The following is a 12,126-nucleotide window of genomic DNA, read 5'->3' as shown; positions in this document are numbered from 1 at the left end:
AGCTCAGATCTTAAACCGCCAAAATTTCTCTTGGCCTTTACTAATTCCGATTCTCGGGGTGCAAATATAATCTGGTTTGAGGTGAGATTCATAAACACAAAATTTGTGGCTTATAGTAAGGTCCTGTTTGTTATGTTCTTTTGTAATATTTAATCTTTTACACAATATTCCTGGCCCACCTAAATTTGCTTCAAGCGGTTCAATGAGCTTTAATCCTCGTATTAACACTGCTGCTGGGAATCCTTCTGCTTCTGTTACAATATTTAGACAATAGTACATCCCATATATAAAATATACGTACGAAAATCCCGGCATACCAAACATTACTGAAGTTCGATTAGTATAGCCTCTTGCCGCGTGACAAGCTGGGTCATTCATTCCTATATAGGCTTCAACTTCGGTTATTACTCCACTAAAGTTAGAAAATTTAAGGACTTTTCCCAATAACTCTCCAGCTACAGTTAAGGTCGGCCGCTCGTAGAAATTTCTTGGTAGTATTATGTTGCTCATTATAAGAGTATAAGTTACTTGCAGGTGCAAGCAACTTATACTAATTATTACTTTTGTTTTTTCTTACTTACTCATTTGAGCAGCAGGAGCTTGATGCTTTTGTGTTGTGCTCTCTGTTACATCTGTTGAAAGTTGCTCCAAGATTTTACTTCTTCAGAACTTTGTTGTAATTGTGTTTGTGGCAATTGTGATGCTAATGCTTCATGTAAAGGCTTTGCTTCATATTGCCTTCCCACTTTTACTTCTTGGTTTGCACGTAACTGTTCTTCAGTTACGCCATTACCCTCGATGGGCTTTATAGTACCATCATCACTAATGAGGATTTTAATTTTGCATTCTTGTCCATCAACATACCACTTTAGAGCCATTTGATATGATCCATTAGCCACTTCATAAATTCTTGCCCCATCCTTATCAATTTGGCAACGTACCCCCCTTGTTTTTTGGTCAGGTAGTAGCAACGTAACTGTCTTTACATCGTACTTTTTGCACATATTACCACTTAGAATATCATGCAAGTTTACTTCTTTTATATAATCGTTCAGCGCAATTCTTATGACAGGCTTAACACTGTTATCTATATTTTTAGTTTCTCTTAATTTTATAAGCTTTGCATCAATATTTTTAGATATCTCTTCTTCAATTTGTTTAGCAGCTTTGCCTACAATTTCCCGAGCATGATATTTGGTCTCCTCAGCAGTATATCTATACATACCATCGCTATTCTTATGAACATGAGGTTTCACTATTACTTTATTAGTAGTATTCGTAGAAGGGTTGTTCTGATCTACAAAGAACCTCTTCCATGTTTCTTCATCATCAAGAGTGACGTACCTACATTTATCCTTATTCGGTATTGACCCAGATACGCTACCAGCAGCAATATTTTGATCAACAATCAAAGATACAGTTTCATTACTATCTAACATATATGCCTCCATTATCCTTAATACACAAATGTCAACATACGAGCATTATCTCAATTAGTCAATATAAATTATGACGTTTAATGTTGAAAGCTCAAATACTCCTTTGCTTGATCGGTTAGAACGCGCCCTCTTGGTGTGCGCTTTACAAAACTAATTTTGATTAAATAAGGTTCTACTGTTTCTTCAATATTGCCAACATCTTCGGATAGCGCAATAGATATGGTGTCAATTCCAACAGGGCCTGAAGTGTTGAATAAAAATCTTAGATAATTCATATCAAGTTTATTGAGTCCCATTTTATCTACACCTAATTTTAGTAATACAGAATCAGCGACTTCATAAGTGATTTTTTTATCATCTTTCACTTCAACAAAATCCCTTATTCTTCTGAGTAACCTCAAAGCAATTCTTGGAGTACCGCGCGCACGGCAGGCAATTTCCCGTGCAGCACCCTCTTCAATTTCAGCAGAAAGAACTCTTGCGCCTCTTTTTATAATATCGACTAGCTCCTCAAAAGAATAAAACTCAAGATGCAAAGGAATGCCAAAACGATCTCTGAGTGGCGCAGAAAGTAATCCAAGCCGTGTAGTTGCTCCAATTAGCGTAAATGGTGGTAGATCTATCCTTAAAGTGCGAGTAGATGGACCTTCACCTACTAATATGTCCAAGCAAAAATCTTCTATAGCAGTATATAAAACTTCTTCGATGCTGCGATTTAATCTATGGATTTCGTCGATAAATAGGACATCTTTTGCATTTAAAGTGGTAAGCACTGCGGCCAAATCTCCAGCTTTACTGAGCAATGGACCAGAAGTTGCGCGGAAGCTGACCCTTAATTCTTTAGAGACAATTTGTGCTAAAGTTGTTTTGCCAAGTCCTGGAGGACCGTATAATAAGACGTGATCTAAGGCTTCAGTTCTCGTCTGTGCAGCGTTTATAAACACTTTTAAATTTTGTATTAAGTCTTTTTGCCCGACAAAATCATCAAGTTGCTCAGGCCTGATGTTGATATTGCGCACATCTTCAGTATATTCTTTACCGCACGATATTGATTTCATAGTATTGAAAGCTCCTTAAGCGCTATGCGAATAATATCCTTAGTGTCCAGATTTGACGATTTGTCTTGTATTTTCTTTATCGTATCATAAGCTTTCACTTTTTCATATCCAAGATTGATCAATGCTGAAAGGGCATCTTCATTAATTGGATTAAAGTTATTGTTATTTATTTCTAGTTTACTCACTTTGCCACTCAATTCAGTGATGATTCGATTTATGAGTTTCAGGCCAAGTCCACTCATCTTGAGTGCTACTTTATCCTCATTCATAATTGCCAAAAATAGCTGTTCTGGAGTTAATTTACTCAAAATTGACATTGCAGTTTTATAGCTAACGCCGCTTACTTTGACAAGCAACCTCAAGCACTGCTGTTCTTCTTCGCTTATAAAACCATATAGCTGAGTAGTGTTTTCTCTGTTATTTGCATAGGTTTCGATAAGTAATTTGATTCTACTTCCAATTGCACAAGCACTTAAAGTTTTGGCTGAAAGATACACCATATAGCCAACATCATTCACATTCAGGATTATGTGATCACTGCGCACTTCATCAACTATTCCGCTTAGATTTCCTATCATTTTTAACACTATATAGAGTTCAGTTTAAATACTCCCGGATCTTAGGTCAAGCAAACGAACATTATAACAGGGAAACGTGGCTAAAAAACCACTTGACAAACTCCGCCAGCCCCCTTATCATAAACACTGAAGCTATTTATTTATCTTCTCTGTACAGATTAAATGACAAAAAAACTCACGTATCTGGCGTATCATGTTTAATTTTTTGCACTATGTGCACCTTATGTCTTTATCAAACTTCTACCTACATAAGCTGAAACGCGCTTATAAAGCGTTTAAAACATAAAAAAACGCCAACTTAAAAAATGGATAGTGAATAACTAGCTACCCTAGGGTTTCTTTTGCCTTTTTTTCTGTTTAGTAAATTTCTTAACGTTTATAATTTAGATTAGTTGCGGTTTAAAAGTAGCTGAATCGCGGTTATTAAGTGTTTAGAATAAAAAAACGCCATACTTGAAAGTATAATGTAAGTAATTAGCCAATCATGGGGCTTTTTTTGCCTTTTTTTTCGTTTGGTAAATTTCTTAATGTTTATAGCTAAACGACAACCGTCATCCCGCTGCTTGTTAGCGGGATCTATGCTAAGAGATACCGCGGATGAATCGCGCGGTATGACGGTTCGTGGTGGCATCTCGTCATCCCGCTACGTGTTAGCGGCTAAGAGATACCGCGGCGGTATGACGTCTTAGCCATAGATTACCTGATCTCACCATCTTTCCGGTTGTTTTATACATAATTCTCGGATTTTGAAAGTTCACTTTGAATAAATTGCTCATATTCTTTATCCTCTAGTTCTTCAAAAATCTCAGGATAATGTTTACTGGAACGAGTAATTATTGAAATTAGCTCTTGCTTTGTTTTTCTTAGTAAAACCTTTCAAAGAGAGTCTGTTCATCTGGGCGCGCAGACGATCGATACTCCTTTCTATCAAGTGCAACCAAAGCAAAACCTGTTGCAGCCATATGCTTACATGGACCATAATACACAAATGCAGGACAGGAACATGTTCCACTCAAAAGAGGACCATCGTGCTTTAGTGTTACTCGATATACATTTGATCCAACTACCTTTGATTTAGCTTGAGATTCATTAACAGATATAATCTGTACCTTTCTTTTGTCAAAATAATCCCTTCCTCTGGAGCGGTAGGGTTCTTTGATAAGACCTGTGATATCTTTATAATACAGTCTCATTTTTACCTCCTTTAAAACCCTCAATTTTCTAATATATCCTTTCTTCCATAAAAATTTATTAACTCACCACAACTTTTATATGGCCCTGCGGACAATTTTATAGTGCTATAGCTAACTCAAGAAAGGTTTCCCTACGTCATACCGCGATTCATTCCATAACTGTATGAACATTCATTTTTGAAGGTAAATTGCACAGCAAATGGTGTCATGAAAGTAGCTGACACTGGAATCCAGCCTTGCCGTAATCTCATCAAGAACGTTGTGTTTTAACATAAAACGGCTACTTTTATACTTACCAACTTAATAAAATTCCTGGATCCCAGTGGGCTTTGTTGCATCGCTACTTATGAAAGGCTAACTATAATTAGGATTATAAGCAACCTATTGAAAATCTTGTTTTTTTGCAATCAATCTGATCAAATTTAAGAATAGTAATTTATTATTTATATTAATAAATTTAATTCTATTGAAAATAGCTAAAGCATTGAAATTCTTGAATTTTAGCCGGATTAGTGAGTGGTAGTGAAATTTCTTTTACTCAAATTTAGGTATTCACTGACCGTTCTTGTTATAAATACCAGAATAATAAGCTACTGATATTCTCCACCTTTTTTATCTTTAATCCATTATAGCTAGCGATGCAACAAAGCCATCCCAGTGCTTGACACTGGGATGACAAGAAGAGGGTACTTGGATAAGAGGCATTGCCCTCCTGGTAGGCCCAAATTGCAATGTCCGTACAGTTATGGATTCATTCGCGGTATAGATTCCGCTAATGAGTAGCGGAATGACGAATTTGTTGTTTTTCAAATTGTAGGTAAACCTAAGCCACTTTAGCTATATATAATAGAATTTCGCTTTCTACTATCTTTCCAGTTGTTTTATACATAATTCTCGAATTTTGAAAATTTGCTCCATATCTAATTTCTCACTTGTATAAAATTTGTTTTCTTACTTCGAGACCTAATCTACCACAACTTTTATATGGCGTTTCTTTCCTGCAGATAATTTTATAAATGGCTGATCTTTAAAGCTTTCGAAATTTATTACATGATCAATATTGTTTACAACATTATCATTAATCTTGCATCCGTTGCCCTGTATTAAACGCTTTGCAGCGCCTTTTGAAGGTTCAAAACCGGTGTCATGTAGTAGGTCTACTAAGGATATGCCGCTTGCAACTTGTTCTTTTTTTATGATGTAATCAGGAAGTAGTGAGCTATCTTCATTCTCAAAAGCAGAAATTGCAGCAAATTGTGCAAGTTCCGCTTCTTTGTCACCATGACATATTTTTGTCACTTCTGTTGCCAAGACCTTTTTTGCTTCATTTATTTCTTGATCCTTTAAAGACTCTAATTTTCTAATCTCATCAATTGGCACATCAGTGAGCAATCTTAAAAAACGTCCAACATCTTGATCATCAACGTTGCGAAAATATTGCCAGTAGTCGTAAGGCTTTAGCATATTATCATCAAGCCACACTGCTCCACTTTCAGTTTTGCCCATTTTTTTTCCTTGTGCATTTAATAAAAGAGGCATGGTAAGGCCAAATAGCTCAGGTAAATTCAACTTTTTTCCAAGTTCAATTCCGTTTACTATATTTCCCCACTGGTCTGACCCTCCAATCTGCAGACGACAATCATATTTTTTGTTTAATTCAATAAAGTCGTAAGCTTGCAATAGCATGTAATTAAATTCCAGAAAGCTTAAGGTTTGCTCTCTATCCAGCCTGGTTTTCACACTATCAAAACTTAGCATACGATTTACAGAAAAATAAGCTCCTATATCACGCAAAAAATCTATGTATTTTATGTTATCCAACCAATCTGCGTTATTTACTATCATTGCACCAGTCTTGCTGTCATTAAAAGACACCATTTTCTCTAATATTCTCCTTATACTGGATGTATTTTGATTGATGTTCTCTACAGGCAAGATGCTTCTTGCTTTATCTTTGAAGGATGGGTCACCAATTTTTGTTGTGCCACCTCCAAGTAAGACTATCGGCTTATAACCAAATTTTTGTAGGTGACAGAGCATCATAATCTGAATTAGGTGACCAGCATGAAGACTTGGTGCTGTGCAATCAAACCCAATGTATGCAACTATATAATTGCTCTGCAATAATAATTGATCTAGTCCTTCAATGTTTGTGCATTGGTATAGGTACCCTCTTTCTTGGATGAAATTTAAAAATTCAGATGCGTGTTTCATTTTATAAACCCCAGTCTATCCTGTCATTAATGCTGAAGGTAACCCTAATAGAGAAGCCAGTGCCCAGACACTGGAACTTAATTATAAACAAGCACACTATACAACGTTTTCGATGAAATTGCATGAAAAACTGGATTCCAGTGTCAGCTACTTTCATGACACCACTACCTGTGCAGGAGTTGCCTTCAAAATTACAACGTTTGTGCAATTGTGTACCAGCTATCTGGATAATCAATTCCATAACTCTTCTATTTTATAATACTCCCTTACTTCCGGCCTGAATATGTGAACCATTATGCCTTGAAAATTCAAAACCACCCAATTGCCTTCATCCATACCTTCTACATCTATTTTATCATGTGGCTTGAGGCTTTTTATTACGTGCTCAGCTAAAGCTTTAACGTGACGGCTTGAATCACCAGATGCAATAATCATATATTTTGCAATAACGGTTTTATTCTGCACATCAAAAGTTACTATATCATGACCTTTATTTTGATCTATTATCTCTTCAATTGTACTTCTTATCGATTTCATATCGCTAAGCATTGTTTACAGGTTATATGATTCATTTATAATTATATACTCAAAATTTCTAAATATGAACTATTTTCAACCGTTAAAAAGGTGTTACCTGCATCTATTTTATCATCATGTTTTTAGCATGTACAATGTATATACTTTTATGTATAATTGAGAATAGCTTTTTACTAGTATTCATTATGGGCAAGACTCTCATCTACTTAATCGGCTTTCCAGGTAGTGGTAAGTTTACTACTGCAAAGGAACTGTGTAAAATCATTGATGCGGTGATAGTAAGCAATAATCTATTCAATAATATTATATTTGATATTGTTAAATTACAAAACGCTGAAGTTCCAGATGACCTATGGGAAAAAATTTTTGCAGTTAGGGAAAATGTATTAGCAATACTGGAAAAACACTACGTAAAATCAAAACATTATATATTTACAAATGAATTGATAGAGGGTGATCCCTATGACCAAAGATTATATAACTCAGTGGTAAATTTAAGTAAAAAAATGGACATGGAAATTTTTTCTGTAGTATTACATTGTAATAATGAAAAACTAGTAAGACGTGTCCAATCAGAAGAGAGATATCAGGAAAATAAAATTACTGATCCGGATTTTGCTATAAAGAAAATTGAAGGGAAAAGGCTATTTATACCTGAGGGTTCGCTTGAAATTGATAACTCGAACTTGAGTGCAAAGAAAATTGTTGAAGAGATGAAGAAAGAAAAAAATGGAAAATTAATTAAAACTTCTGTAACAAATCATTTAAAAACAGAGCGTACTCGTGGTTGAGCAGAAAGATAAGTACCGTCCTTGTGTTGGCATAATGCTATTTAACAGACAAGGACATGCCTTTATTGGAAAACGCTTTGATAGCGATTCTTACTGGCAGATGCCACAAGGAGGTGTTGATGATGGTGAGGAACTGGAACAAGCAGCGTTACGTGAGTTGCTAGAGGAGGTTGGTACTAATAAAGTAAAGGTTATAACTAAAAGCAAGGATTGGATATACTACAACTTGCCTGAAGAAGTTATACCAATATGCTGGAATGGAAAATATTCTGGTCAAAAGCAAAGGTGGTTCTTAATGAAGTTTTGCGGAGAGGATGAGGACATTGATATTAATTATACTGGTCATCCAGAGTTCAAAGAGTGGAGTTGGCAAGGTATAGATAGTTTAGTAGCCAGTGCTATATCATTTAAAAAAGAAGTTTATAAAACAGTGATAGAAGAGTTTTCTTCTATAATAAAAGCCTCAACAATAAGCTCATGATAGTAGATTCTCATTGCCACTTGATTTATTTTTCTGACGATGAAATACCAAAAGTAATTTCAAGGGCAGAGCAAAATGGTGTAAAGGTTTTGCATAACATATGCGTAAGCATTGACGATGTTCCTAAGTTATTAAAAATTTCTTCATCCTATGATCAGGTCTACTCCTCTGTTGGTATACATCCGCTTGATGCTGCTATAGAAAATGGTGAGTGTATACATGTTGATGAATTAGTTGAATTTACCAAGAACCAAAAGGTAATTAGTATCGGTGAAACCGGGTTAGATTTTTATAAATCTGACAACAAAGACAATCAGAAAAAAAGTTTTGCATTACATATAGAAGCGTCAAGAATAACTGGACTACCTTTAGTTATTCACACAAGAAGCGCTGATAATGAGATGATCGATATGTTAAGGTCAGAAATGAAAGCCGGTGCTTTTAGTGGAGTAATGCACTGCTTTGCTTCCTCTAAAGAACTTGCTTATCAATCTATAGATTTGGGGTTATGTATTTCATTTTCTGGAATTATTACTTTTAAAAATGCGAGCTTACTCAGAGAAATTGCACAAAATGTACCACGCGAGCGTGTTTTAGTCGAAACTGATGCACCATATCTATCACCTGAGCCTTATAGGGGAAAAAAGAATGAACCAGCAATGGTGAAATACGTTGTTGATTGTTTGGCAGAGTTGTGGAATGAGTCACCAGAACAAGTAGCGAAGGTAACCACAAGCAACTTTTTTAGGCTGTTTGAGCTATAAAGAAGTTCTATAAAACCATTAATTTGCTTATGAACCTAAAGATTTCACCAGCTCTCTCACCGAGTTTACAGACTTATTAAACATTTCTTGTTCACTATCATTCATTTTAACTTCTAGGATCTTTTCAATTCCGTTTTTTCCAATAATTACAGGAACACCAATAAACAACTCTTCTACACCATATTCACCATTAAGGTAAGCAGCACATGGTAATATGCGCCTCTTATCTTTTAAATATGATTCTAACATGCATATAGCTGAAGATGCAGGAGCGTAGTATGCAGATCCAGACTTAAGCAGATCAACTATTTCTTTACCGCCATTGCGAGTGCGTTCAACTATTTCATCGACTTTTTTCTGTGTGATAAGACCCATATCGATAATTTGAGTAAGTGGAACTCCAGCAACTGAAGCACAATTGATTAGTGGTACCATAGTGTCGCCATGTCCTCCAAGCACAAAAGCAGATATATCTTCAACTGAGATATTTAACTCACTTGCAAGAAAGTAACGAAAACGGGAAGAATCAAGCACTCCTGCCATGCCAACAATCATATTAGTTGGAAGGTTTGAAAATTTATGCACCACTGAAACCATGGCATCCAAAGGGTTGGTAACCACTATTACAAACGCGTTTGGAGAATATTTTTTAATATTTTCGCCAACCTCCTTCATTACTTTAGCATTGGTTTGCAGGAGGTCATCCCTGCTCATTCCAGGTTTTCTAGCGATGCCAGCGGTTATTATAATTGCATCGGAGTTTTTTATATCTTCATACCTATTTGTGCCAGTAATATTGACATTAAATCCATCAATAGGGGATGATTCTGCTATGTCGAGTGCTTTACCTTGTGGTATTCCATCACTAATATCAAGTAAAACAACATCACCGAGTTCCCTTAGTGCAATCATATGGGTGAGAGTTCCACCGATATTTCCTGCACCGATTAAAGATATTTTTTTTCTTTGTACTGTCATTTTCTACTCCTTTGTATTTACTTTTATGGTTTTACCTTCCCAAGGCGATAAGCTATCAAACATACGAAAATCTTGCGGTAAATCTATAGGATTATACACAACCTTTTTTGTCTCTATATCATATCTTACTTCCTCATAACCAGTGAGAGGGAAATCTTTTAACATTGGATGACCTTTGAATCCATAGTCTGTTAGAATCCTACGCAAATCAGGGTGATCAGAAAACTCTATTCCATACATATCAAACACTTCACGCTCAAACCACAAAGCCGTACTAAATATCTTCGCTACACTTGGAGGCATGTCGCTTTCACATAACTGAAGCTTTATGTGTACTCTAATATTATGCACAATGCTGAGCAGATTGTATATTAGCTCGAAACGCTTCTCTCTATTTGGATAGTCAACCCCAAAAATATCAACTAATAGTTCAAACCTACACTTTTCATCATCACGTAGAAAGAATAGGTGCTTTTCAATTTCATCTAAAGTTGAATATATTACAATAATGCCATCATCTTTTTGAATGCACTCGCATTTGGTCTTTTTTTGTATATACTTTGCAGTTTTATCCATTCCGAGTCCGTTTTATTTTGTTTTGTAGGCATAGCATTCCATATAGCAACGCCTCAGCGGTTGGTGGGCATCCAGGGACATACACGTCAACTGGCACAATTCTATCACAGCCTCGGACCACTGAATAAGAGTAATGGTAATAACCACCACCATTTGCACAACTTCCCATGGAAATAACATACTTCGGGTCTGCCATTTGATCATAAACCTTGCGCAATGCTGCTGCCATTTTATTAGTTAGTGTGCCAGCAACAATCATCACATCTGATTGACGTGGGCTTGCACGAAACATTATACCATATCTATCAAGATCATAACGGCTGGATGCAGTATGCATCATCTCAACTGCGCAACATGCAAGACCAAATGTCATTGGCCACAATGAACCAGACCTTGCCCAATTCATTACATAATCTGTTAAATCACCAAATTTAGTGACAAGAAACCCTTCTTTTTTATAACGACCCCAGTCATCATTAGATAGAATTTGATTTGTCATAAACTACTCCCACTCTAATGCACCTTTACACCATTCATAGATAAAACCTATAGTGAGTATTGCAAGAAATACCATCATAGACCAAAATCCACCATAGCTTATCTTAGATAAAGAAACAGCCCAAGGAAAAAGAAAAGCAATTTCTAAGTCAAATATTATAAATAATATTGAAACTAGATAAAATTTAATGTCAAAATTTTTTCTTGCACTGGATAGTGGATTGAAGCCACACTCATATGTGGAAAGCTTTTCACCATCTGGCTTACTCACTGCAAGAAACATAGGCAATATACCTAAAGCAAAAGATACTACAATTGATACGCAGATAAAGATTACTATGGTTAAATATTCGCTCATTTAACAAAACATATAACACTATGAGTTTACATGCTTTCCTAACTTTTTACCACCTAAAATATGCACGTGAAAGTGTGGTACAACCTGCTCTCCATTTTCACCGTAGTTAGTGACTAATCTATATCCTGTTTTTTCTAGATTATATTTGTGTGCTATCTCTCTTACAGTTTTGAAGAAATCCGCTATTTCCTCTTCAGGAGCTTTTAGAATGAAATCATCATATGAAATATATTGATTTTTTGGTATAACTAAAATATGAACTGGTGCGTCAGGGTACTTATCATGAAAAGCTAGTACATTTTCATTTTCATGTACCTTCTCACAAGGTAACTCACCTCTTAATATTTGAGCAAAGATGTTATCGCTATCATAAACTTCATTGCTCATATTTTAAGAGCGACCTTTCCCTCTTTCTTCGTTTTTCTCTACATTAGGTGTAGATAGTGGTTTTATCGCTTCACCAGAAGCATCTTCAAGATTTAAAGAGCTTACAAGTTCCCTTACTTTTACCATGTCCTGCTGTTCTTTCAAAAAGGGTTCTATTCCACTTACCCTTTTTCCAGTAATAACTCCTGGTTGTAAGTGATACATATCCCCAGGAACAGTTAGACTATGATGTCTTTCCTCTATTTTTTTAGCTTCACTCATAATACTCCCCTAT

The 12,126-nt window shown here is 35.7% G+C and carries 17 protein-coding genes; 3 read left to right on the top strand and 14 right to left on the bottom strand.

Annotated features, from left to right (window positions below; all coding sequences use genetic code 11):
* Positions 1-3: 3 nt before the first annotated feature.
* The 8 genes from ABWU29_RS00760 to rsfS all read right to left on the bottom strand — a co-directional run bounded on the left by ABWU29_RS00760 (position 4) and on the right by rsfS (position 7,031).
* Positions 4-510, bottom strand: a complete 507-nt coding sequence (locus tag ABWU29_RS00760; RefSeq protein WP_141456676.1) for a DNA-3-methyladenine glycosylase — start codon at positions 508-510, stop codon at positions 4-6.
* A gap of 116 nt (positions 511-626) precedes the next feature.
* A complete protein-coding gene (locus ABWU29_RS00755; RefSeq protein ID WP_353280052.1) occupies positions 627-1,439 on the bottom strand; it encodes a hypothetical protein in 813 nt (270 codons plus the stop codon).
* Positions 1,440-1,516: 77 nt separating this feature from the next.
* Positions 1,517-2,497, bottom strand: coding sequence for a Holliday junction branch migration DNA helicase RuvB (ruvB, locus tag ABWU29_RS00750; protein WP_353280050.1), 981 nt, complete (start codon positions 2,495-2,497; stop codon positions 1,517-1,519).
* Positions 2,494-3,075 carry a Holliday junction branch migration protein RuvA gene (gene ruvA, locus ABWU29_RS00745; RefSeq protein WP_141456674.1) on the bottom strand — a complete coding sequence of 194 codons (582 nt, stop codon included), beginning with the start codon at positions 3,073-3,075 and terminating at the stop codon, positions 2,494-2,496. The genes ruvB and ruvA overlap by 4 nt, the downstream gene beginning before the upstream one ends.
* 863 nt (positions 3,076-3,938) lie before the next feature.
* Complete coding sequence (locus ABWU29_RS00740) at positions 3,939-4,268, bottom strand: SWIM zinc finger domain-containing protein (protein ID WP_007548583.1); 330 nt, start codon at positions 4,266-4,268, stop codon at positions 3,939-3,941.
* Between the two features lie 963 nt (positions 4,269-5,231).
* On the bottom strand, positions 5,232-6,482 hold the full coding sequence (tyrS, locus tag ABWU29_RS00735; protein WP_007548582.1) for a tyrosine--tRNA ligase: 1,251 nt from the start codon (positions 6,480-6,482) through the stop codon (positions 5,232-5,234).
* Position 6,483: 1 nt separating this feature from the next.
* Positions 6,484-6,723, bottom strand: coding sequence for a hypothetical protein (locus ABWU29_RS00730; protein WP_041573543.1), 240 nt, complete (start codon positions 6,721-6,723; stop codon positions 6,484-6,486).
* Positions 6,714-7,031 (bottom strand): ribosome silencing factor, encoded by a 318-nt coding sequence (gene rsfS, locus ABWU29_RS00725; protein WP_015589391.1) that lies wholly within the window; start codon positions 7,029-7,031, stop codon positions 6,714-6,716. The genes ABWU29_RS00730 and rsfS overlap by 10 nt, the downstream gene beginning before the upstream one ends.
* 173 nt (positions 7,032-7,204) lie before the next feature.
* Between rsfS and ABWU29_RS00720 the strand changes: the two genes are divergently transcribed.
* Genes ABWU29_RS00720 through ABWU29_RS00710 form a run of 3 tightly spaced genes read left to right on the top strand, consistent with a single transcriptional unit; the run spans position 7,205 to position 9,055 of the window.
* A complete protein-coding gene (locus ABWU29_RS00720; protein WP_353280048.1) occupies positions 7,205-7,810 on the top strand; it encodes an AAA family ATPase in 606 nt (201 codons plus the stop codon).
* Positions 7,803-8,291 (top strand): RNA pyrophosphohydrolase, encoded by a 489-nt coding sequence (locus ABWU29_RS00715; RefSeq protein ID WP_353280047.1) that lies wholly within the window; start codon positions 7,803-7,805, stop codon positions 8,289-8,291. Before ABWU29_RS00720 ends, ABWU29_RS00715 begins: the two co-directional genes overlap by 8 nt.
* Entirely contained in the window at positions 8,288-9,055 is a 768-nt protein-coding gene (locus ABWU29_RS00710; protein ID WP_006280340.1) for a TatD family hydrolase, read from the top strand. The genes ABWU29_RS00715 and ABWU29_RS00710 overlap by 4 nt, the downstream gene beginning before the upstream one ends.
* A gap of 27 nt (positions 9,056-9,082) precedes the next feature.
* Here ABWU29_RS00710 and mdh read toward each other — a convergent pair whose 3' ends face one another.
* Genes mdh through ABWU29_RS00680 form a run of 6 tightly spaced genes read right to left on the bottom strand, consistent with a single transcriptional unit; the run spans position 9,083 to position 12,113 of the window.
* Positions 9,083-10,033 (bottom strand): malate dehydrogenase, encoded by a 951-nt coding sequence (gene mdh, locus ABWU29_RS00705; protein WP_007548577.1) that lies wholly within the window; start codon positions 10,031-10,033, stop codon positions 9,083-9,085.
* A gap of 3 nt (positions 10,034-10,036) precedes the next feature.
* Positions 10,037-10,609, bottom strand: coding sequence for an NADH-quinone oxidoreductase subunit C (locus ABWU29_RS00700; protein ID WP_007548576.1), 573 nt, complete (start codon positions 10,607-10,609; stop codon positions 10,037-10,039).
* Positions 10,602-11,108 carry a NuoB/complex I 20 kDa subunit family protein gene (locus tag ABWU29_RS00695; protein ID WP_006279574.1) on the bottom strand — a complete coding sequence of 169 codons (507 nt, stop codon included), beginning with the start codon at positions 11,106-11,108 and terminating at the stop codon, positions 10,602-10,604. The genes ABWU29_RS00700 and ABWU29_RS00695 overlap by 8 nt, the downstream gene beginning before the upstream one ends.
* 3 nt (positions 11,109-11,111) lie before the next feature.
* Positions 11,112-11,465, bottom strand: a complete 354-nt coding sequence (locus tag ABWU29_RS00690; RefSeq protein ID WP_006279576.1) for an NADH-quinone oxidoreductase subunit A — start codon at positions 11,463-11,465, stop codon at positions 11,112-11,114.
* A gap of 18 nt (positions 11,466-11,483) precedes the next feature.
* Positions 11,484-11,852 (bottom strand): HIT domain-containing protein, encoded by a 369-nt coding sequence (locus ABWU29_RS00685; RefSeq protein WP_015589394.1) that lies wholly within the window; start codon positions 11,850-11,852, stop codon positions 11,484-11,486.
* Between the two features lie 3 nt (positions 11,853-11,855).
* Positions 11,856-12,113: a hypothetical protein gene (locus tag ABWU29_RS00680; RefSeq protein WP_006279579.1), complete on the bottom strand. Its 258-nt coding sequence runs from the start codon at positions 12,111-12,113 to the stop codon at positions 11,856-11,858.
* Positions 12,114-12,126 lie beyond the last annotated feature (13 nt).

Origin of the sequence: Wolbachia endosymbiont (group A) of Phasia obesa (assembly GCF_964028125.1) — a bacterium.
Classification (GTDB): Bacteria; Pseudomonadota; Alphaproteobacteria; order Rickettsiales; family Anaplasmataceae; genus Wolbachia; species Wolbachia pipientis.
Note: the sequence above shows the minus strand (reverse complement) of the source record. Positions and strands in the feature narration are given on the sequence as shown.